19 protein-coding genes are annotated in these 19,694 nt (G+C 70.9%); 10 read left to right on the top strand and 9 right to left on the bottom strand.

The window, feature by feature from the left end:
• Positions 1 to 11 precede the first annotated feature (11 nt).
• Positions 12 to 1,145 carry a DUF1501 domain-containing protein gene (locus CEK68_RS01105; RefSeq protein WP_152238270.1) on the top strand — a complete coding sequence of 378 codons (1,134 nt, stop codon included), beginning with the start codon at positions 12 to 14 and terminating at the stop codon, positions 1,143 to 1,145.
• An 82-nt stretch (positions 1,146 to 1,227) separates the two neighbouring features.
• Here the strand turns inward: CEK68_RS01105 and CEK68_RS01100 are convergent, their stop codons facing one another.
• The 6 genes from CEK68_RS01100 to CEK68_RS01075 form a co-directional block, all read right to left on the bottom strand.
• Positions 1,228 to 2,322, bottom strand: a complete 1,095-nt coding sequence (locus CEK68_RS01100) for a M35 family metallo-endopeptidase (RefSeq protein ID WP_152238269.1) — start codon at positions 2,320 to 2,322, stop codon at positions 1,228 to 1,230.
• A gap of 746 nt (positions 2,323 to 3,068) precedes the next feature.
• Complete coding sequence (locus CEK68_RS01095; protein ID WP_152238268.1) at positions 3,069 to 3,950, bottom strand: polyprenyl synthetase family protein; 882 nt, start codon at positions 3,948 to 3,950, stop codon at positions 3,069 to 3,071.
• A complete protein-coding gene (locus tag CEK68_RS01090; RefSeq protein ID WP_017909613.1) occupies positions 3,940 to 4,203 on the bottom strand; it encodes an exodeoxyribonuclease VII small subunit in 264 nt (87 codons plus the stop codon). The genes CEK68_RS01095 and CEK68_RS01090 overlap by 11 nt, the downstream gene beginning before the upstream one ends.
• A gap of 31 nt (positions 4,204 to 4,234) precedes the next feature.
• On the bottom strand, positions 4,235 to 5,551 hold the full coding sequence (tilS, locus tag CEK68_RS01085; protein WP_226977718.1) for a tRNA lysidine(34) synthetase TilS: 1,317 nt from the start codon (positions 5,549 to 5,551) through the stop codon (positions 4,235 to 4,237).
• A 483-nt stretch (positions 5,552 to 6,034) separates the two neighbouring features.
• The gene (locus CEK68_RS01080) at positions 6,035 to 6,562 is read right to left on the bottom strand and encodes a WG repeat-containing protein (RefSeq protein ID WP_226977717.1); all 528 of its coding nucleotides are present in this window, start codon (positions 6,560 to 6,562) and stop codon (positions 6,035 to 6,037) included.
• A gap of 44 nt (positions 6,563 to 6,606) precedes the next feature.
• Positions 6,607 to 8,313 (bottom strand): alkaline phosphatase, encoded by a 1,707-nt coding sequence (locus tag CEK68_RS01075; RefSeq protein WP_150409891.1) that lies wholly within the window; start codon positions 8,311 to 8,313, stop codon positions 6,607 to 6,609.
• A 151-nt stretch (positions 8,314 to 8,464) separates the two neighbouring features.
• Between CEK68_RS01075 and CEK68_RS01070 the strand changes: the two genes are divergently transcribed.
• The 3 genes from CEK68_RS01070 (at position 8,465) to CEK68_RS01060 (ending at position 11,242) form a co-directional block, all read left to right on the top strand.
• Positions 8,465 to 9,805, top strand: a complete 1,341-nt coding sequence (locus CEK68_RS01070) for a dicarboxylate/amino acid:cation symporter (RefSeq protein ID WP_017909254.1) — start codon at positions 8,465 to 8,467, stop codon at positions 9,803 to 9,805.
• Between the two features lie 7 nt (positions 9,806 to 9,812).
• Positions 9,813 to 10,649: a class I SAM-dependent methyltransferase gene (locus CEK68_RS01065; protein WP_152238267.1), complete on the top strand. Its 837-nt coding sequence runs from the start codon at positions 9,813 to 9,815 to the stop codon at positions 10,647 to 10,649.
• A 113-nt stretch (positions 10,650 to 10,762) separates the two neighbouring features.
• Entirely contained in the window at positions 10,763 to 11,242 is a 480-nt protein-coding gene (locus tag CEK68_RS01060) for an acyl-CoA thioesterase (RefSeq protein WP_017909252.1), read from the top strand.
• A gap of 22 nt (positions 11,243 to 11,264) precedes the next feature.
• On the opposite strand, the gene CEK68_RS01055 is transcribed toward CEK68_RS01060, so the two are convergent.
• Positions 11,265 to 12,014 (bottom strand): nucleotidyltransferase domain-containing protein, encoded by a 750-nt coding sequence (locus tag CEK68_RS01055; protein ID WP_152238266.1) that lies wholly within the window; start codon positions 12,012 to 12,014, stop codon positions 11,265 to 11,267.
• Positions 12,015 to 12,175: 161 nt separating this feature from the next.
• Here CEK68_RS01055 and CEK68_RS01050 point away from each other — a divergent pair, with 161 nt between their 5' ends.
• Positions 12,176 to 12,952, top strand: a complete 777-nt coding sequence (locus CEK68_RS01050; protein WP_043092618.1) for a class I SAM-dependent methyltransferase — start codon at positions 12,176 to 12,178, stop codon at positions 12,950 to 12,952.
• 117 nt (positions 12,953 to 13,069) lie between these two features.
• Here the strand turns inward: CEK68_RS01050 and CEK68_RS01045 are convergent, their stop codons facing one another.
• Positions 13,070 to 13,903, bottom strand: coding sequence for a C40 family peptidase (locus tag CEK68_RS01045; protein WP_081616424.1), 834 nt, complete (start codon positions 13,901 to 13,903; stop codon positions 13,070 to 13,072).
• Between the two features lie 107 nt (positions 13,904 to 14,010).
• Positions 14,011 to 14,553: a C40 family peptidase gene (locus CEK68_RS01040; protein ID WP_017909248.1), complete on the bottom strand. Its 543-nt coding sequence runs from the start codon at positions 14,551 to 14,553 to the stop codon at positions 14,011 to 14,013.
• A gap of 109 nt (positions 14,554 to 14,662) precedes the next feature.
• On the opposite strand from CEK68_RS01040, the gene CEK68_RS01035 reads away from it, so the two are divergent.
• The 5 genes from CEK68_RS01035 to CEK68_RS01015 all read left to right on the top strand — a co-directional run bounded on the left by CEK68_RS01035 (position 14,663) and on the right by CEK68_RS01015 (position 19,443).
• The gene (locus tag CEK68_RS01035) at positions 14,663 to 15,142 is read left to right on the top strand and encodes a peptidylprolyl isomerase (RefSeq protein WP_017909247.1); all 480 of its coding nucleotides are present in this window, start codon (positions 14,663 to 14,665) and stop codon (positions 15,140 to 15,142) included.
• Positions 15,143 to 15,281: 139 nt separating this feature from the next.
• On the top strand, positions 15,282 to 16,523 hold the full coding sequence (locus CEK68_RS01030; RefSeq protein ID WP_226977716.1) for a DUF418 domain-containing protein: 1,242 nt from the start codon (positions 15,282 to 15,284) through the stop codon (positions 16,521 to 16,523).
• Positions 16,524 to 16,680: 157 nt separating this feature from the next.
• Positions 16,681 to 18,042 (top strand): glutathione-disulfide reductase, encoded by a 1,362-nt coding sequence (gorA, locus tag CEK68_RS01025; RefSeq protein WP_152238265.1) that lies wholly within the window; start codon positions 16,681 to 16,683, stop codon positions 18,040 to 18,042.
• An 88-nt stretch (positions 18,043 to 18,130) separates the two neighbouring features.
• Positions 18,131 to 19,063: a DMT family transporter gene (locus tag CEK68_RS01020; protein ID WP_152238264.1), complete on the top strand. Its 933-nt coding sequence runs from the start codon at positions 18,131 to 18,133 to the stop codon at positions 19,061 to 19,063.
• Positions 19,060 to 19,443 carry an MGMT family protein gene (locus tag CEK68_RS01015; RefSeq protein WP_152238263.1) on the top strand — a complete coding sequence of 128 codons (384 nt, stop codon included), beginning with the start codon at positions 19,060 to 19,062 and terminating at the stop codon, positions 19,441 to 19,443. The genes CEK68_RS01020 and CEK68_RS01015 overlap by 4 nt, the downstream gene beginning before the upstream one ends.
• Positions 19,444 to 19,694 lie beyond the last annotated feature (251 nt).

The raw sequence follows: 19,694 nt of genomic DNA, 5'->3' as shown, positions 1-19,694 counted from the left end.
GAGACGTTCCGATGCAACTGACGCGCCGCCGTTTCCTCGCCGCCAGCGGAGCGGCCACCGTGTTGAGCCTGTGGTCCGGCAGCGGCCTGGCCGCGCCGGGCGCCGACACGCGCCTGCTGGTGGTGCTGCTGCGCGGTGCGCTGGACGGGCTGCACGCGCTGGTGCCGTCCGCCGACCCCGATTACGCGCGCCTGCGCGGCGCGCTGGTGCCGCCGCAGACCCTGGCCCTGGACGGCAGCTTCGCGCTGCATCCGGCGCTGGCGTTCGCGCATGAGCTGTACGCGCGCAAGCAATGGCTGCCGGTGGTGGCGGTGGCGCCGCCGTACCGCGAGCGCTCGCACTTCGAGGCGCAGGATTGCCTGGAGAACGGCACCGCGCGGCCCAGCGGCGCGTCCAGCGGCTGGCTCAACCGCTGCGCGCTGGCCCTGCACGGCGCCGAGGCGGTGTCGGTGAGCGCGGTGACGCCGCTGATCATGCGTGGCCCGGGCGCGGTGAACAGCTGGTCGCCGCCGCTGCCGAGCGCGGTCAATCCGATCCTGCTGCAGCGTCTGCAGCCGCTGTATGCCGCCGATCCGCAGCTGGCCGGCGATTTCGCGCGCGCGCTGCGCGAGCAGGGCATGCAGGTGGACAGCGTCAAGGGTGGGCAATTGCCGCAGGCGATGAGTGCGGCGGCCAGCTTCATGGCCAAACCCGACGGGCCGCGGATCGGTTTCGTCGAGGATGCGGGCTGGGATACCCACGGCAACCAGGCCGCGGTGCTGCAGCGCAAGCTGGGCGAACTGGATGCGGGGCTGCGCGCGTTCCACGATGGCGCGCAGGCCTGCTGGTCGCGCAGCGTGGTCGCGGTGGTGACCGAGTTCGGCCGCACCGCCGCGGTGAACGGCACCGGCGGCACCGACCATGGCACCGGCGGCGTGGCCTTCCTGGCCGGCGGCGCGGTGCGCGGCGGGCGCATCGCCGGCGACTGGCCGGGGCTGTCGCCGCGGGCCTTGAACGAGGGCCGCGATCTGCGCGCCACCAGCGACCTGCGCAGCCTGTTCCGGCACGTGCTCGCTGCGCATCTGGGCGTGTCCGAGCGCGCGCTGGACACCCAGGTGTTTCCCGGCAGTGCGGCATTGCCCAGGCTGGAGGGGTTGGTGGCCTAGCGACTGAGCATGCGGCATGGGCCGCACGCGCACCGGGCGCCGACGGCAGGTCGGCGCCCGGGCGATCACCGGCGTGCCGGACTCAGTTCTGCGACGGATTGTTCTCGGCGAAGTACTCGTGGCTGTCGGCGTTCTTCACCGCGCGCGCCGGATCGTTCTTGGCCAGGCTCTTGGCCGCGCTCTGGCCGTACGCGGTGTCCTGGGTGCCGGCGACCACGCTGAAGTGGCTCATTTCGTGGATCAGGGTGCCGGCCTTGGAGTCGGTGCCGGTCAGCGGCGCGCTCCAGAACGCATTGCAGACGTAGATCTGGTACGGCTGGTTCGGATACACGTAGGCGTAGGAACTGTCGCTGCAGCCGCAATTGATGGTGATCTGGCCGTTGTTCTGGTCGATCGCCGAATCGATGTTGACGAAGTTGGACGTGGCGGTGCTGTAGCGGCTGGCGTTGTAGGCGCCGAACCAGGTGGTGTAGCGCGCGCCGGTGCTGCCGCCGTTGAGGTAGGTCTTGGCGTTCTGCGAGTAGGTGCGCGCCGCGTTCACCGCGCTGCCGATGGTGCTGATCTGGCTGGTGCTGCACGAGGCGTAGTTGACGCCGTTGACCACCGCCTGCGGGCCGACCATCAGGTCGTTGCGCACCGCATGGCCGCGGCCGCCATCCAGCCATACCGTCAGCGGCGCGCTGGACAGGGTCTGCGGCTCGCCGTCGGCACGCAGCATGCGCGCGCCATCGGCGAGCGCGGCGCCCTGCAGCGGCGCGTCGAGGCGGATGCTGTAGGTGCCGCTGCGGGTCAGGTCGTAGGCGCGGCTCAGGTCGATCTGCGCCTGCTTCGCTTCGCCCGGCTGCAGCACCACCATGTCCTCGGCGCGCGGCGCGGCGCGTTTGACCAGGCGCCCGACGTAATCCACCGGCTTGCCGTCGCGCTGGACCTGGAACAGGGCGTTGTCGAGATCGCCCAGCGGCAGTTCCCACTTGGGCACGCGTGCGACCTGCGTGCCGGTGTTGCGCACGGTCACCGCCATCTGGCCGCGCTGCTGGCCGTCGGCGTCGGCGACCGGCGTCAGTTCGACCTGCAGCGGCGCGGGCGTGCGCGTGAGTTGCGATTGCGCCGTGGCCGCCGAGATGATGCCGACCAGGCTGAAGCCGATCGCTGCCGAGATCCGGGATGCGTGTTTCATGCAGTCTCTCTCCGTCGAAAGTGGGCGCCCCGTGACAGGGGCCGAAGCAAACTAGCCCGGTGATGCGCGCGTGCGCGTCGCAGGTGCGTTTGTCTTCGATTTCGTCCAGCGAAGCGCGCGCCAGGTCTCAGTATCGGCATCGCGGACAGACATCGCCGCGCGTGAGTGTCGCGCTGCAGCGGCATGCACTGGATCGAGCGCAGCGTTGCGGATAGGCCATGTGGCGATCACGCTCGCACTGTGCGTGTGCGTGTGCGTGTGCGTGCGAGATCGTGCTGGTGGCGGCGTTTGCCGAAGGCGATGAGGACGTCCGGGATCTCCATTCGCCGCAGCCGGCGTCATCGCGATCTGCAGCGGTATGCGCGGCGTCGGAATTTTTGCGGCAACGCGGGTTGCCGTGGCGTGAGATGCGCCTGGTCGCCTGGTGTGGGAGTCAACCGTCATGCATCCGCGACGAGCGGCGTTGCGGACGATCGGACCGCGAAAGCAGTCGGGACTGACGTCCCTCCCACATTGCCTCAGACACTCACCGCAAGCCCATGTAGCAGTGGCTTCAGCCGCGACAGGCATGACCGATGCCGTCTGTCGCGGCTGAAGCCGCTCCTGCAACAGCGCCTCTGGTCATCACGGGCTGCGCGCGGCCAGCGCCAGCATCCATCCCTGGTTTCGCGGATGCGGTGCAGCGCCTGCGCGGCTAATGACGCGTGCGGCCCAGCCGCAACGATCGCACGCGTCGAGCGTGGCGATCAGTGCGCGCGATCGACCGCGAGCCGCGCCAGCGCCGCCAGTGCATCGGCGGCAGCGCCATAGCCGTGCAGGCTGTCCTGCATCGCCTGCGCCAGTTCGGCCAGCTTGGCCTTGGCGCCGTCCATGCCCAGCAGGGCCGGGTAGGTGGATTTGGCCTGCGCCGCGTCCTTGCCGGCGGTCTTGCCGAGCTGTTCGGAGCTGGCTTCCACGTCGAGGATGTCGTCGCGCACCTGGAAAGCCAGGCCCAGCGCGGTGGCGAAGCTGTCCAATTGCGCGAGCGCGGCGGCGTCGGCGCCGCCGCCGAGCGCGCCCAGGCGCACGCTGGCGCGAATCAGCGCGCCGGTCTTCAGCGCATGCATGCGTTGCAGGTCCGGCAGCGCCTGCACGCGGCCGGTGGCGTCGATGTCCAATGCCTGCCCGCCGCACATGCCGGCCGCACCGGCGGCCTCGGCCAGGGTCTGCAGCCACTGCACGCGCAGCGGTGCCGCCGCGTCCTCGGCATTGGCCAGCAACGCGAACGCCAGGCTCTGCAGCGCGTCGCCGGCGAGGATCGCGGTGGCTTCGTCGAAGGCGATGTGCACGGTCGGCTGGCCGCGGCGCAGGGCATCGTCGTCCATCGCCGGCAGGTCGTCGTGGACCAGCGAATAGGCGTGGATCAGTTCCACCGCCAGCGCCGGTGCATCCAGGCGCGCGGCGTCGGCGCCGAACAGCGCGCCGCTGGCATAGACCAGCAGTGGGCGCATGCGCTTGCCGCCGCCGAGGGTGGCGTGGCGCATCGCCGCGTGCAGGCGCTGCGGCGCCAGCGTGGCGGCCGGCAACTGCGCCTGCAGGCCGGCTTCCACCCGCTCGCGCCAGTGCGCGAACGCCGCCTCAGCCGCCATGGGGCGGCACGGGATCGAAGGGTTCGGCGCTGTCGGGCTGCTCGGGATCGCTGAGCAGGCGCACGCGCAATTCGGCCTGCTCCAGCGCCTGCTGGCATTGCCGATACAGGCCCACGCCACGCTCGTAGGCGCTGAGCGACTGCTCCAGGCTCAGGTCGCCGGCTTCCATCTTCTCCACCAGCACTTCCAGCTCCTCGAGCGACTGCTCGAAGCGCGCGACCGGGGAGGCATCGTCTTGGGACTTCTTGGGCATGGCGAAAGTGTGCGCGGCGGCGGCGGCAGGGTCAATGCGAGGCGGGCGCCGGCGCCGGCAGCGCATCCAGCTCAAGGCGTGCAGCGTGCGCCTGCAGCCAATCGTGCAGCGGCGCGGCCAGCAGGTCCGGTCCGGCAGCCAGCAGTTGCGTGGCGTCGAACAGCAGCGGCAGTCGCATGCGCTGCCAGGGTGGCAGGGCCTGCGTCTGCAACAGGTGCTTCAGTGCCTGCGACTGCGTCCGTCCTGGCAGAAGCAGACGTTCGCCGCCGCGGCGCGCGCGCACCAGCAGCGGCGTATCGAAGGCCAGCGTGGTGTCGGCGCGCAGGTGCAGGCGGCGGCCATCGGGCAATGGCAGCGGCGCGCGGCCGTCCCACTGCGCCTGCCAGTCGGCAGGCCAGGGCGCGGGGTCGCGCTCGGCGTACAGCGTGTCGTGCCAGCTGCGCACGCAGGCGCCGTGCCAGGCGAACTGCGCCGAAGCATCGGCGCGCGGCTGCAGCAGGTCGCGTTCGATCGCGGCCAGCCCGGCCGCCGGCAACGGCGGCAGGCCGGCCTGTGCGACCCAGCGTCGCAGCACGCGCGCGCGCCGCGCCGCAGGCAGGGCGCGCAGCGGTGCGAGCGGCAGCGGGGCACCGGGGGAGTCCTGCAGCGCGTCGAGCGCCGCGCCGTCGTCCACCTCCAGCAGCGCACTGGCGTCGGCGCATAGCTGCGCGCTGCGGGCGAGGGCGGCGTCGGCGTGCGGCCAGCGCTGGCGCAGCAGCGGCAGCACCTGCAGGCGCAGGAAATTGCGGTCGAAGCCGGGGTCGGCGTTGCTGGGGTCGTCGATCCACTGCAGGCCGTGCTGCTGTGCATAGGCATGCAGCGTACTGCGCGGCTGCGCCAGCAGCGGCCGCCACAGGCGGCTGCCGGCGAAATCGGACAGCGCCTGCATCGCCGCCAGGCCATCCGGGCCGGAGGCGCGCAGCGCGCGCAGCAGGAAGGTTTCGGCCTGGTCGTCGCGGTGCTGCGCCAGCGCCAGCCATTCGCCGGGCTGCAGCGCCTGCGCGAAGGCGTGGCGGCGCGCCTGCCGCGCGGCCGCTTCCAGGCCATCGCCGCTGTCGCGCGGCACCTGCACCCGCACCACCTGCAGCGGCACCGCCAGCGCGGCGCACAGCTGCGCGCACTGCGCGGCCCAGGCGTCGGCGTCGGCATGCAGGCCGTGTTGCACATGCAGCGCGCGCAGGCCGGCGTGGCGGTACGACGGCTGCTGCGCGAGCAGGTGCAGCAGCACGGTCGAATCCAGTCCGCCGCTGAGGCCGAGCAGCAGCGGCGCCGGTGCCGGATCGGGCAGCGCGGTGGCGAGTGCGGACAACGGGGGCGTAGAGGCGTGCGGCGGCATCGCGTCACTGTAGACGCAAGCGCAGGTCAGCGCGAAGCGTGGCATGGCGACGTCTTTGCGCCTGAGCAGCGTTGTGGGAGGGACTTCAGTTCCGATGCCTTTCAGCTAATCGCGTCGGGACTGAAGTCCCTCCCACAAGAGCAATTGTCGGCACTCGGGACTATCCAGACTGCTTGCTCAGCCGTTGCCTGCTCGATGTCGGCCGCCAGCACGCGACGACTGGCCCGCCGCCAGCGCGCGACGGTGCTTGAAGCCGCGCAACGTGAGGTAGCCCCATGTGGGAGGGACTTCAGTCCCGACGCGGGGATGTCTCACCTCGCGGACGATGCGCTTCCCGCGACATCGCTGGAGATTCAAAGAGACGCGTTGCAGAGAACCAGCCTTGGCGACCTTCTCCGCGACAACGCGGCCATGCCGCACACGATCATCGGCTCATCGGCTCATCGGCTCATCGGCTCAGCGCTTGGGCGCCGGCACTTCGCGGTTGTGGCGATCGATGGAGTACCAGCGGCCACCCTGCATCGGCGTGTGGCCGTCGGTGTCGGGCGTGCCCGCGCTGCAGCCGTCGCAGACCTCGGCCACGCCGTGCTCGAACGGCCAGGCGAAGTCGTGGACCGGCGCGATCACCTCGCGCAGCTGCCGGTCGTAGAAGCCGATGCGGCCGTGAAAGATGCCGCGGGTCAGCCCTTCGGTGAAACCATCCGGACCGTTGTCCCAGGTGATCACCGGCAGGCTGCGGCCGTCGGCGCGCACGTAGTAGAAGCGTGCGCCGACGCTCAGCAGCGCCAGCCCGTCGCGATCGAAGGGCAGGCGCCGCAGCGCCTGTGGCGTCAGCGCCAGGCGTTCGTCGGCGCCGAGCCGACAGCCCGGCACCACCGGCCGATCGCTGTTCGGGTCGCCCAGTCGGCAGGCCTCGGTGGCCGGTTGCGCCGTGGCCGCCGGCACCGTGCCGAGCGCTGTAAACGCAGCGAACCCTGCGAGCAACGCAACGGCCACGCGCAGGCGGCCGCGGTGCGGCCGACACCGCCTCATTGCGCGGTGGCGGCGCTAGTCATGAACGCCGTCGGCTTGGGCAGTTCCACCGGCACCCCGTCGCCGTTGCAGGTGCCCGCCTGGCATAGCCGCGCACGCAGCGTCGGCGTGGCCTGCACGATCACGTGGTAGATCACGTTCTCTTCCAGACTGCCGCGGAAGGCGTTGCTGCCGGGGCCGCGCGCCCAGATGCCGACGTCGTCGCCGCCATGGGTCTCGGCCTTGGTCGGCACCAGCGCTTCCTGCATGAAGTCCGGGCTTTCGGTGTCGACGTGGGTCAGGTCGGGACGGCCGTTGGCCGGCTCGAAATTGCTCGGCGCATGCGGGAAGGTCTTGATGCCGGCCGGCTGCTGGTTGCTGGCGCCGGTGTAGCCGGGGCCGTTGGCGTAGCTGAGCGTGGCATAGGGCTGGCCGTTGCCGTCCAGCGCCAGGTCGCCGGTATTGGCGTCCTCGCCGCTGGTGCCGCGCACCTTGCCCAGGATCGGGTTGCCGCGCTGCGGGTAGCCGACGAAGTTCAGCGTATGCGAATGGTCGGCGGTGACGATGATCAGCGTGTCCTCGGCCGAGGTCGCGTCCGCCGCGGCCTGCACCGCCTGCGACAGGGCGATGGTCTCGTCCAGCGCGCGGTAGGCGTTGCCGGCGTGGTGCGCGTGGTCGATGCGGCCGCCTTCGACCATCAGCACATAGCCGTTCTTGTCCTGCGACAGGGTACGGATCGCGGCCTTGGTCATCTCGGCCAGGCTCGGGTCGCCATTGGCGCTGCGGTCGCGGTCGTGGTCGAACTGCATGTGGTCCGGCTCGAACAGGCCCAGCAGCGCCGGCGCGTTCTGCGCCGCTTCCAGTTGCCCGCGGGTCCACACGTAGGCGCCCTGCGGATGGCGCTGGCGCCATTCGCCGACCAGATCGCGGCCGTCCAGGCGCAGGCCGACCTTGTCGTCGTACTCGGGGTCGCGCTGCTCGACGGTGGTGAACTGGCCGCGGCCGCCGGCCAACATCACCTGCGGGCCGCGCCCGAAGCGTGCGCTCACCATCTGCTGGGCGATGTCGCGGCAACCCTCGGCCACCGCCTTCTCCGGCAGGTCGGCATCGCTTTCCCAATTGCGCTCGGGTACGTGCGCGTAGGTCGCGGCCGGGGTGGCGTGGGTGAGACGGGTGGTGGTGACGATGCCGGTGCCCATGCCGGCGCTGTCGGCCAGTTCCAGCCAGCTCAGCAACTGCTTGCCGAGGCTGTCGGCGCAGGCGTCGCGCTTGCCGGCGGCCACGCCGATCGCGCCCATGTGGGTCTTCACCCCGGTGGTGATCGAGGTCATGGTGCCGGCCGAATCCGGCGTCTGCGAATCGGTGTTGTAGGTCTTGCTCAGCGCGGTGGCGGGGAACGCTTCCCACGACAGCTGGTTCTCTTCGCCGGAGGCGCCCTTGCGCTGGCCGTCGAGGATGCGCGCGGCGGCGACCGTGGTCAGGCTCATGCCGTCGCCGAGGAACAGGATGACGTTCTTGGCCTTGCCGCGCATCGCACCGTTGTTGGCGGCCTTGGCGGCGCCGCTGCGGTACCACCAGGCCGGGGTCTCGCCGGCCGGATGGGCCACGGCGGGGACGACGATCGGCGCGACGTTGGCGCTGGCGGCCGGCGCATGCGGCGTGCTGGCGCAGGCGCCCAGCAGCAGGGTGGAGGCGGCGGCGAGGGCGGAAACGGGTAGGCGCATACGCAGAACGGGTCCTGAACAACGAAGTCCCCTGCATTATGCCGGCTGCGACAAGGCACGCCGATGACATCGCGCCTTTCCAGCCATGGCGTCGTCGCTGCTGCCGGGGTGCGCTATCGTGCGAAACCCCCGATCTCTCTGGACAGCGTCGATGAAACTGGTGACGGCCTGGTTACGCATTCCGTTCTGGCAGCGCGTGGTCGCCGGCTTCCTGCTGGGCGCCCTGGCGGGCTGGGCGCTGGGCCCGACCGCGGAGACCTGGTTCAAGCCGCTGGGCGATCTGTACGTCACCCTGATCAAGATGATCGCGGTGCCGCTGGTGTTCTTCGCCGTCATCAACGCGATCTCGGCGCTGCACGGGCAGCAGTCGGTGGCCAAGCTGGGCGGGCGCACCTTCCTGTGGTTCGTGGTCACCGCGGCGCTGGCGGTCGGCGTCGGCCTGGCCGTGGGCACGGTGCTGCAGCCGGGCGCCGGCCACCTGGGCCTGCGCGTGGACAGCGCCTGGACCCCGCGCGATGTGCCCAGCCCGGTGCAGGTGCTGCTGGACGTGGTGCCGTCCAACCCGTTCTATGCGCTCACCGGTATCGGCACCAAGACCAATGCCGCTGGTGAGACCGTGCTGGCGGCCGGGCGCGGTTCGATTCTGCCGGTGATCTTCTTCGCCGCGCTGCTGGGCTTTGCCATGGTCAAGCTCGGCGAGCGCGTGGCCGAGGCGCGCAAGCTCACCAAGCAGATGAGCGAGATCATGATCCAGGTCACCCGCTTCGTGCTGGAGATGACCCCGCTCGGCACCTTCGGCCTGATCGCCGCGCTGGTCGGCGGCTACGGCTTCGGAAAGCTGCTGCCGTTCGGCAATTTCGTGCTGGCGCTGTACCTGGCCTGCGCGATCCACATCGTGGTGGTGTACAGCGGCCTGCTGCTGGTGCACGGGCTGAACCCGTGGAAGTTCTTCCGCGGTGCCGCGCCGGGCATGCAGGTGGCCTTCGTCAGTTCCTCCAGCTTCGCCGCGATGCCGGTGGCGTTGCGCTCGATCACCCACAACCTCGGCGTCAACAAGGACTACGCCGCGTTCGCGGTGCCGCTGGGGGCCAGCATCAAGATGGATGGCTGCGGCGCGATCTTCCCGGCGCTGTGCGCGGTGTTCATCGCCCAGTACACCGGCGTGCCGCTGACCGCCAACCAGTATTTCGTGGTGCTGATCGCCTCGGTGCTGGGCAGCTTCGGCACCGCCGGCGTGCCCGGCACCGCGGTGGTGATGGCCACGGTGGTGCTGAGCGCGGCCAACCTGCCGCTGGAGGTGATCGGCTACCTGTACGCCATCGACCGCGTGCTGGACATGATGCGCACCATGACCAACGTGACCGGGCAGATGCTGGTGCCGGTGCTGGTGGCCAAGGAGACCGGCCTGCTCGATCGCACCATCTACGAGGCCGCCCCGAGCAATGTCGGCCTGGAAGATCCGCCGGTCGACGGTTCCGGCCAGGTGCGTTGATGCGTCCGTGAGTACGCCTGCCGAGAGCCTGCGCGCGCAGCTGCGACAGTTGCCCGGGCTGACGCTGCACGCGGGTGTGCTGGTGCACGACGCGCTGCCGGACGACCCGTTCGAGCAGCGCTACCTGGACGTGCGCCGCCGCGAAGGCCGTCTCTACAGCGACGCGCAGGTGCGCACGCTGCCGCAGCCGCCCGGCGCGCTCGGCGCCAGTCACGAATGGCGGGTGCGCGCCGAATCGTGCCGGCGCCTGTTGCGCCATCTGCGTGCGCGTGGCGGCGACGGTCCTCTGCTGGAACTCGGCTGCGGCAACGGCTGGCTGTCGTATCGCCTGGCCAGCGGCCTGCAGCGCGAAGTCTGCGGTGTCGACGTCAATCGCACCGAACTGGCGCAGGCGGCGCGGGTCTTCGCCGACGCGCCGCGGTTGAGCTTCGTCGCCGGCGACATCCTGCGTTTGCCGCTGCCGGCGCAGCGGTTCGATGTCGTGGTGGTGCCGGCCTGCCTCCAATACTTCGCCGATCCGCGTGCGCTGATCGCACGCCTGCTGCAGCTGCTGCAGCACGACGGCGAACTGCACATCCTCGATAGCCCGTTCTACGCCGACGTCGAGCAAGCCAGGGCCAGCGCCGCGCGCAGCCTGCGCTACTTCAGCGGCCTGGGCTGCGCCGAACTGGCGCAGCAGTACCACCAGCACACCGAGGCGGTACTGGACGGCATCGTGCTGCGCCGGCTGTTCGACCCACGGCGGCTGTCGGTGCGCTGCCTGCGGGCGTTGCGCTGGCGCCAGCCGCATTTCCCGTGGCTGTGCATCCGCAAGCGCGACAATCTCGCGCTGGCCGCGGCCTAGCCGGCGCCGTCGGCCGCCGGCGCGTCTGCGGCGACACCTTATTGCGGCGCCGTTGCGATTGGCGGCGGCGGCGCATGGCAGACTGCCGCCTCCTTCCCCTGCATGGACTCCCGATGAGCGGCACGCAACGCGAACTGACCTTCCGCTTCCTGGCCGAACCGATCGACGTCAACTACGGCGGCAAGGTCCACGGCGGCGTGGTGATGAAGTGGATCGACCAGGTCGGCTACGCCGCGGCGGTGGGCTGGAGCGGCCACTACAGCGTGACCGTGGCGGTGGGCGGCATCCGCTTCGTCTCGCCGATCCGCATCAGCGACATGGTCACGGTCGGCGCCAAGCTGGTCCACACCGGCACCAGCAGCATGCATTTCGCCATCGAGGTGCGCGCCCGCGATCCGATGGGCGGCGAGCCGCGTCTGTGCACGCATTGCATTATCGTGTTCGTGGCCCTGGACGGCGTCGAAGGCCGCCCCACCGCGGTGCCGGCCTGGCATCCGGACACGCCGGAAGACCATCGTCTGGCCGAGTACGCGCAGAAGGTGATGGAGCTGAGCAAGGGCATCGAGGACACCATCGCCCACTACCACGGCTGAGGGCGCGCGCCCGCGCGCTGGCTCAGGCGCGCCAGTCCGGGGGCGCGATGCGGCAGTCGCCGTCGAACAGGCGGCCGCCGTGCACGGCCAGTTCCTGCTGCGCCAGTGCCAGCACCGGCGCACCGTCGGCCTTGGCGAACAGCGCGGCGAAGGCCTGGTCGAAGCGTTGGCCCAAGGCCGGATCCATCCGTGCCAGCAGGCGCGGCACCCACTTGCCGCTGCCGTACCAATGGCCGCGTCCGCGCAGCGCCAGTTCCGCCAGGCGCGGATGCAGCAGGGCGCCGATGGCGAGGATCTCGGCGGCGCTGCGCTCGCCGCACAGGTCGTCGACCAGGTCAGTGATCTCGTAGCGCAGCGCGTCCCGTTGCGCCTGCGTCAGCGGCGGCGGCCCGGCCTGCAGCCGCGCGGCGACCTGGCCTTGCAGGCTGCGTGAGGATTCGGTCGCGGTGCCGACGAGGGTGCCCTCGGCGATCATGTGCAGCAGGCTGGGGCGGCCACGGGCGGCGTCTTCGTCGACGAACCAGGCCAGCGTGCCCGGGTCGTGCACGAAGGCTTCGACGGGCATGCCGTCGGCGAGGAACGATTCGCGGCGTGCGGCCGGCAGGCGCTCATAGACCACGACCAGGTCGAGATCGGAGAGATGCGTGCCTTCGCCGCGCAGGATCGAGCCGGCCGCGAAGCCGAACGCCGCGTCGGCGTAGCGGGTGGACAGCAGCGATTGCGCGATCGCCAGCGCCTGGGTGGGCGTGGGCAGGACGTGCTTGGCCGGCATCAGCGCAGCGCCTGCAATTGCGGCCAGGACGCGACCCGGCGGACGAGCTCATCGGCACGGCAGGACTGCGAGGCAGGCGAGGGGCGTGGTGTCATCGAAGTTCCGGTGACGCGATCGAGGCGGACAGCGTATCGTGCCGGCGGGCAACGCGGACGGCGACGATGACCCTCCAGGCGGACAGCGCGGAACTGCAGCGGCAATATGGCGACACCCAGCGGCTGGCGCAGCGTAAGTCGCTGCATGCCAAGTACGGCCGCGGCGATTGGTACCCTTGGTTGCGCGCGCAGGTGCCGCTGGCCGCAGACATGCGCGTGGCCGATATCGGCTGCGGCACCGGCCAGCTGTGGGGCGCGCTCGCCGGGCAGTGGCCGCCATCGCTGGCATTGCAATTGCTGGATCGCTCGCCGGCCATGGTCGCTGCGGCATTGGCGCAGGCGGCGGCGTTGCGGCCACGGGGTGTGGTCGGCGACGCGATGCGCCTGCCGCTGCGCGATGCCAGCATCGACGCCGCACTGGCCGTGCATATGCTCTATCACTTGCCCGATCCGCATGCGGGCGTGCGCGAGCTGCGGCGCATCGTTCGTCCAGGCGCGGCAGTACTGGCGGTGCTCAATGGTCGCGACAACATGCGTCAACTCGCGCAACTGGTCGCCGGGGTGGCTGGTGGCCCGGACCGCGACCCGTCCACCCTGCGCCTGGACGCGGAGGCGGGCGCGCGCCTGTTCGCCATGCACTTCGCACAGGTCCGGGTCGCACGCTTCGACGACGTGCTGGTCTGCACCGATCCCGAGGACGTCATGGCCTATCTGCAGAGTCTGCCGTTGCCGCCGCAGGCGCACGCGTCAGCCTTGCGGCAGGCGGTAGAGGCGGCGTTTGCGCATGGCGACGGCGCGTTGCGGATCGACAAGGACGTGCGCGCGATCGTTGCCACCGCCTGAGGGCGGCCGCGTCGGTGCCAGTGGCACGACCGCCAGCCGGGCGGCCGCGAAACGCCACAACCAAAAAGGCCGCTGTCCCCAGCGGCCTTTTCTGTGCGGTATCTGCGGAGTGGCGGCTTACATCGCCACGCGGCGCGCCTGCACGAACTTCTCGCCCCAGTAGCCGGAGGTCAGCGTGTCCACGCGCACGTCCTTGCCGCGGCTGGGCGCGTGCAGGAAGCGGCCCTCGCCGACGTACAGGCCGACATGGTCGACGCGGCCCTTGCGACCGAAGAACACCAGGTCGCCCGGCGCCAGCGCGTCGCGGTCCTTGATCAGCTGGGCATTGGCCTCGCGGGCCATCTCGCGCGACACGCGCGGCAGTTCGATGCCCAGCGCGGTGCGGAACACGTAGCCGACCAGACCGCTGCAGTCGAAGCCTTCGGTGTCCTCGCCGCCCCAGCGGTACGGGGTGCCCAGCAGCGCCATGGCGCGCTTGAGCACGGACTGGACCTTGTCGCCGCCCGGCACCACGCCTTCGCGCGGGACCGGCTGGGACACGTCGTAGTTGGCCAGCAGGCGGCTGATGTCGCCGGCGAACATCGCCGAGCGGTCCATCAGCGGAATGGTGTCGTTGGCGGCCAGGTGCGGCAGCAGGGCGGCCAGGGTGGCGGTGGCGGCGGCGTCGGCCTTGCTGCGCGACGGTGCGGGCGCCTGGGCGGCGGCCGGCTTGGCCGAGGTGGTGGTGTTGGGGGTCTGCGCCGCCGCCTGGGCGGTGGTCGCGGTGGCGCTCACCTGGGCGGGAGCGGGGGCGACGGTCGCGATCGCTTCCGGGACGACGGTGTCGGCGGGAGCGGTCTGGGCCAGGGCCGGGAGGGCCGAGAAACAGAGCGAGGCGGTGCAGAAGAGGCGGAAAGCGGTCCGGCGGGGAACGGCGGGCTTGCCTGGAGAGGTCTGGGCTTCGGTCGTCACGCTTGGATCACAAAATAAAACGATGGGGGATCATGCCTTGTAGACAGAAATAGGAAGTTCAAATAAGGTTAAATTTTCGTAATTATGAATGTGGGTGAAATCACAGTTCAGCGCAAAACCCGCTTTGCGCCGGTGTAGTGGTCCCGCCAGTAGGCCCCGTCCAGCGAATCCAGGCGCACCGTGCCGCCCGTGCTGGGAGCGTGCACGAAGCGGCCTTCACCGACATAAATTCCGACGTGCGTCACATTTCCTGCGCTGCCGAAGAACACCAGGTCGCCGGTGCTCAGCCGCTGCGGATCGATCCGCGGCCCCTGCACCGCAGCTAGTTCGCGCGAGGTGCGCGGCAGTCGCAGGTCGAGCATGTCGCGGTAGACGTAGGCGACCAGGCCGCTGCAGTCGAACCCGGACTCGGGGGTGTTGCCGCCGTAGCGGTAGGGCGTGCCGACCAGGCCCAGCGCCCGCATCAGCACTGCGTTGGCCGCGCCCGGGTCGGCCGGCGCCACCTGCGGCCACTCGCGCACCGCCACCGGTGCCGGCCGGGTGTGGCGGACCTCGTGGCGTCCGCAGGCCGCCAGCGCGGCGGTGCACAGCAGCGGAAGCCACCACGGGAACGCGCGGCGGCCGCGCGGCGAAACTGGCGTGTTGTGCATGGAGCCGGGATAATGCGCGACCTCAGAAGGCCGCCATCATGGCGGCGCTCCCGGCGGCCGACAAGCCGCCCATCCCGTCTGCCCCCGGCAGCCACAGCGCAGAGTGCACATGAAGATCGAAAAAGACCGCGTCGTCCGTTTCCACTACACCGTTTCGGAAGTCGGTCAAGAACCGATCGAAAGCTCCAAGGACCGCGATCCGCTGGTGATCCTGGTCGGCCACGGCAACATCATCCCGGGTCTGGAGAACGCGATGATGGACAAGGCCGCCGGCGACAGCTTCGGCGTCGACGTGGCCGCCAAGGACGCCTATGGCGAGTACCGCGAGGGCCTGAGCCAGCGCGTGCCGAAGAAGCATTTCGGCGCGGTCAAGCTGCAGCCGGGGAGCCAGGTGGTGCTGCAGACCAACTTCGGCCCGCGCGCGGTCACCGTGCAGAAGGTCGGCATGAGCGTGGTCGACGTCGACCTCAACCACCCGATGGCCGGCAAGGACCTGCACTTCGACGTGGAGATCGTCGACGTGCGCGAGGCCAGCGCCGAAGAGATCGAGCACGGCCACGTGCACGGCGACGGCGGCCACCACCACTGAGTGCGTTGGCGGCGGTGCCGGTCGCGCCGGTGCCGCCAGCCCTGGCGCCGCACGCAGCGGCGCCGTCGTGCCGCTGCGGACGCCGGCGGCCTTCCTGATCGCGGCGAGGGACATCGCCGGCCTTCCGCCCGGTGCCGCCTTGGCCACTTCCGCCCCCGTGTTGCAGCCCGTCGCGCCCGCCGAGCGCATCGCCACGCTGGACGTGCTGCGCGGTTTCGCCCTGCTGGGCATCCTGCTGATGAACATCGAGGGCTTCGTCGGCCCGCTGGACGCGGCGATGACCGGCCTGGATCCGGCGCTGCGCGGCGCCGACCGCGTCGCCGACGCCCTGGTCTACATCCTGGTGCAGGGCAAGTTCTACACCTTGTTCTCGCTGCTGTTCGGCATGGGCTTCGCGGTGATGGTGCAGCGCGCCGAGATCGCGCGACGGCCGTTCAGTGGCTTCTTCCTGCGCCGCAGCGCGGGGTTGCTGCTGATCGGCCTGCTGCATGCCGTGCTGCTGTGGTCCGGCGACATCCTGGTCAGCTACGCGCTGTTGGCGTTCATGCTGCTGGCGTTTCGCGAGGCGCCCACGCGCTGGCTGCCGGGGATGGCGATGGTGGTGTACCTGTTCGCGCCGGCGCTGTGGCTGCTGGTCGGCGCCGCCGCCTGGGCGGCGCAGGCCGATCCGCACGCTGCAGCGCAGTGGCATCGGGACATGGCCGAGCAGGCGCGGCACGGCGCGGCGGCGCTGGCGCAGCAGCGCGAGGTGTTCGGCCATGGCAGCTACGCAAAGGCTACCGCGCAACGCGCGCGCGACCTGGTCGAATCGCTGAGCGGGCTGGTGTTCAACGCGCCGACCATCTTCGGCATGTTCCTGCTCGGCGCCTGGTGCGTGCGCAGCGGCCTGGCCGCGCAGCCGCAGCGCTTCCCGCGGCTGCTGGCGGTGCTGCGCTGGGGTGTGCTGCCGCTGGGCCTGGCGCTGATGCTGCTGAGCTTCCGGCTGGAGCCGTGGATGGACCCGGCGCGGCTGGATCTGCGTCTGACCTGTGCCTACGCCCTGGCCAGCGTCGCCAGCGGCCTGATGGCACTGGGCTATGCGGCCTGGCTGGTGCGCGCCGCGCCGGCGCTGCAGTGGCTGGCGCCGGCCGGGCGCATGGCGCTGAGCAACTATCTGCTGCAGTCGCTGGTGTGCACCACGTTGTTCTACGGCTACGGCTTCGGCTATTTCGAACAACTGCCGCGCGCCTGGCAGATCCCGTTCGCGGTCGCGCTGTTCGTGCTGCAGGTGGCGCTGTCGCACTGGTGGCTGCAGCGGTTCCGCTTCGGCCCGGTGGAGTGGCTGTGGCGCTCGGCCAGCTACCTGCGCTGGCAGCCGATGCGCCGCCGCGACGCGGCCTGAGCGCAGGCACTGCGGCGGCGTCCTCACATCTGCCGCGCGGCCGCCCATGGCATGCTCCGCGGCGACCGAGACATGCGACAGGACAGCCGATGGACGATGTGAACCGCGCGCACCGCGCCGCGCCCGATGCGACCCCGCCGCGCGCCGAGCGTGCGCCGTGAACGGGTCGATCCGCGATTACGACCTGCTGGTGCTGGGCGGCGGGTCCGGCGGCCTGGCCACCGCCTTCCGCGCCGCCAGCCATGGCGCACGTGTGGCGATCCTGGAGCCGAGCGCGCTCGGCGGGACCTGCGTCAACGTCGGCTGCGTGCCGAAGAAGGCGATGTGGCTGGCGGCGGATCTGGTCGAACGCATCGACCTGGCGCGCGCGGTCGGCTTCGCCATTCCCGAGGCCACGCTGTCCTGGGCGGAACTGGTGGCGCACCGCCAGGGCTACATCGGCAACATCCACGCCAGCTACCGGCGCCGGCTAGATGCCGACGGCGTGGTGCTGATCCCGCGGCGCGGCCGGCTGGTCGATGCGCACACCGTCGAATGCGACGACGGCGTGCGGGTCAGCGCCAAGCACGTGGTGATCGCCACCGGCGCGCACGCGCTGCGGCCGAATATCGACGGCGCCGAGCTGGGCCTGGTCTCCGACGACTTCTTCAATCTCTGCGAGGCGCCGCCGCGGGTGGCGATCATCGGCGGCGGCTATATCGCGGTGGAACTGGCCGGGCTGCTGCAGGCGCTGGGCAGCCGGGTGGAACTGTACGTGCAGGGCGAGCGCCTGCTGGAGCGGTTCGACGCGGAACTGGCACGGCAGCTTGCCGACAACCTGCGCCACCAGGGCGTGCGCCTGCATTTCGGTTACCGCGCCAGCGCCCTGCGCCGCAGCGGCGAGGACCTGTGCGTGGTCGATGCGCAGGGGCAGCCCGGCGAGAGCGTCGACAAGGTGTTCTTCGCGATCGGGCGCCGTCCCAACACGCGCGACCTTGGCCTGGAAGCGCTGGGTGTGCGCCTGGGCGACAAGCACGAGATCGTGGTGGACGCATACCAGAACACCGACGTGCCGGGGCTGTATGCGATCGGCGACGTGGCCGGCAAGGTCGGCCTGACCCCGGTGGCGATCGCCGCCGGGCGCAAGCTGATGGACCGCGTGTTCGGCGACCGGCCGCAGGCACGGCTGGACTACGAGAACGTGCCCAGCGTGGTGTTCTCGCATCCGCCGCTGGGCCAGGTGGGGCTGGGCGAGGAGCAGGCACGCGAGCGCTATGGCGCCGACGCGGTGACCGTGTACCGCAGCAATTTCCGGCCGATGCTGCAGGCGCTGGCCGATTCGCCGCAGCGCAGCCTGTTCAAGCTGGTGTGCGTGGGCGCCGAGGAGCGTGTGGTCGGCGTCCATCTGCTCGGCGATGGGGCCGACGAGATCCTGCAGGGCTTTGCGGTGGCATTGAAGCTGGGCGTGACCAAGCAGCAACTGGAAGACACCGTGGCGATCCATCCGACTTCGGCCGAGGAAGTGGTGCTGATGCGCTGAGGTCGCCGCGATCCGGCGGCTGGTTGGCTGTGGCGCCGTAGAATGGCGGCATGCACGTGTCCTCTTCTCCCTGCCGCGGCGCCGCGCGATGAGCGCGTCCGGTACGTCCGCCGCCGTCGCCCCCACCGCCACCCAGGCCAGCCTCGGTGGCGTGCTGCTCGCCGCCGGCGGCGCGATCGCGTTCTCGGGCAAGGCCATCATCGTCAAGCTCGGCTATCGCTACGGTGTCGATGCGGTCACCCTGCTGGCCTTGCGCATGCTGGTGGCATTGCCGTGCTTCGCGGCGATGGCGCTGTGGGCGGCGCGCAGCGCGCCGCCACTGCAGGCGGGCGACCGTTGGCGGATCGTCGCGCTGGGCGTGCTCGGCTACTACCTGGCCAGCTTCCTGGATTTCCTCGGCCTAGCCTACATCACCGCGACCCTGGAGCGGCTGATCCTCTATCTCACCCCGACCCTGGTGTTGCTGATCGGCGTGCTGCTGTGGCGGCGGCGTCCGCAGCGGCGCCAGCTGTGGGCGCTGGCGTTGAGTTACCTGGGCGTGTTGCTGGCGTTCGGCCACGACCTGCAGATCGGCGGCGCGCGTACTGCTTGGGGGAGCTTGCTGGTATTCGGCAGCGCGCTGGCCTATGCGGCCTATCTGGTCGGCAGCGGCCAACTGGTGGCGCGGGTCGGCGCGGTGCGATTGACCGCCTACGCCAGCCTGGTCGCCTGCGCGCTGTGCATCGCCCAGTTCCTGCTGCGGCCGCTGCACGCGCTGGTCCTGCCGACACCGGTCTATGCGCTGTCGCTGCTCAACGGCACGCTGTGCACGGCGGTGCCGGTGCTGGCGACGATGCTGGCGGTGCAGCGCATCGGCTCGGCGCTCGCGTCGCAGATCGGCATGCTCGGCCCGGTCTCGACCATCGTGCTCAGCGTGCTGGTGCTGGGCGAGGCGATGGGGCCGTGGCAGATCGCCGGCACCGTGCTGGTGCTGGGCGGGGTGCTGCTGGTGTCGCGGCCGGTGCGGGCACGGTCGGCGTGAGTCCACGGCGGCCGCCCGCAGCGCGCGCGTCGGCGCCGGCCGCAACGGCGGCGGCCGAGGCGCATGCGCGGATCCTGGCGACGATCCGGGCGATCCCGTCGGGCCAGGTGCGCGGCTATGGCGAGGTGGCGATGCTGGCCGGGTTGCCGGGACGCGCGCGGCTGGTGGCGCGCCTGCTCGGCGGCAATGCCGATGCCGCGCTGCCCTGGCACCGGGTGCTGCGCAGCGACGGCCGCATCGCCTTTCCGGAAGGCTCGCGTGGCTATCGCGAGCAATGCCAGCGCCTGCGCGCCGAAGGCGTGGCGGTGCAGGGCGGACGGGTGAAGCGTGCGCCCGCGCCGGCGCGGGATCTCGATGCCGAGGTGTGGGGGCCTCGCTAGCGAGGCGCGCCAGAACTGCGGGGCTCGTGTCTCGAAGCGCAGAAGACGCCGGCTGTGAAGGGCTTAGCCCCTCTCCCCCCGGGAGAGGGGTTGGGGTGAGGGTAGGGGCGCGAAGCGCATGCGGTGTTTCAGCTGCACGAGGCTGCGCGCCGTACCCTCATCCGCCCCTTCGGGGCACCTTCTCCCAAGGGGAGAAGGGAACGCCAAGCCCCTCTCCCTCCGGGAGAGGGGTTGGGGTGAGGGTACGGCGC

The organism is Xanthomonas sp. LMG 12461, assembly GCF_009192935.1.
Classification (GTDB): domain Bacteria; phylum Pseudomonadota; class Gammaproteobacteria; order Xanthomonadales; family Xanthomonadaceae; genus Xanthomonas_A; species Xanthomonas_A sontii.
This window is presented reverse-complemented; position numbering and strand designations above follow the sequence as displayed.

What these genes read in the sequence shown, in the direction of transcription:
- CEK68_RS01070 (WP_017909254.1), top strand. Translation starts at nt 8,465, where the DNA reads ATGAAACTGGTGACGGCCTGGTTACGCATTCCGTTCTGGCAGCGCGTG.
- CEK68_RS01050 (WP_043092618.1), top strand. Translation starts at nt 12,176, where the DNA reads ATGACCCTCCAGGCGGACAGCGCGGAACTGCAGCGGCAATATGGCGAC.
- CEK68_RS01095 (WP_152238268.1), bottom strand. Translation starts at nt 3,950, where the DNA reads ATGGCGGCTGAGGCGGCGTTCGCGCACTGGCGCGAGCGGGTGGAAGCC.
- CEK68_RS01040 (WP_017909248.1), bottom strand. Translation starts at nt 14,553, where the DNA reads ATGCACAACACGCCAGTTTCGCCGCGCGGCCGCCGCGCGTTCCCGTGG.
- CEK68_RS01035 (WP_017909247.1), top strand. Translation starts at nt 14,663, where the DNA reads ATGAAGATCGAAAAAGACCGCGTCGTCCGTTTCCACTACACCGTTTCG.
- CEK68_RS01105 (WP_152238270.1), top strand. Translation starts at nt 12, where the DNA reads ATGCAACTGACGCGCCGCCGTTTCCTCGCCGCCAGCGGAGCGGCCACC.
- CEK68_RS01055 (WP_152238266.1), bottom strand. Translation starts at nt 12,014, where the DNA reads ATGCCGGCCAAGCACGTCCTGCCCACGCCCACCCAGGCGCTGGCGATC.
- CEK68_RS01020 (WP_152238264.1), top strand. Translation starts at nt 18,131, where the DNA reads ATGAGCGCGTCCGGTACGTCCGCCGCCGTCGCCCCCACCGCCACCCAG.
- CEK68_RS01075 (WP_150409891.1), bottom strand. Translation starts at nt 8,313, where the DNA reads ATGCGCCTACCCGTTTCCGCCCTCGCCGCCGCCTCCACCCTGCTGCTG.
- CEK68_RS01090 (WP_017909613.1), bottom strand. Translation starts at nt 4,203, where the DNA reads ATGCCCAAGAAGTCCCAAGACGATGCCTCCCCGGTCGCGCGCTTCGAG.
- CEK68_RS01100 (WP_152238269.1), bottom strand. Translation starts at nt 2,322, where the DNA reads ATGAAACACGCATCCCGGATCTCGGCAGCGATCGGCTTCAGCCTGGTC.
- CEK68_RS01060 (WP_017909252.1), top strand. Translation starts at nt 10,763, where the DNA reads ATGAGCGGCACGCAACGCGAACTGACCTTCCGCTTCCTGGCCGAACCG.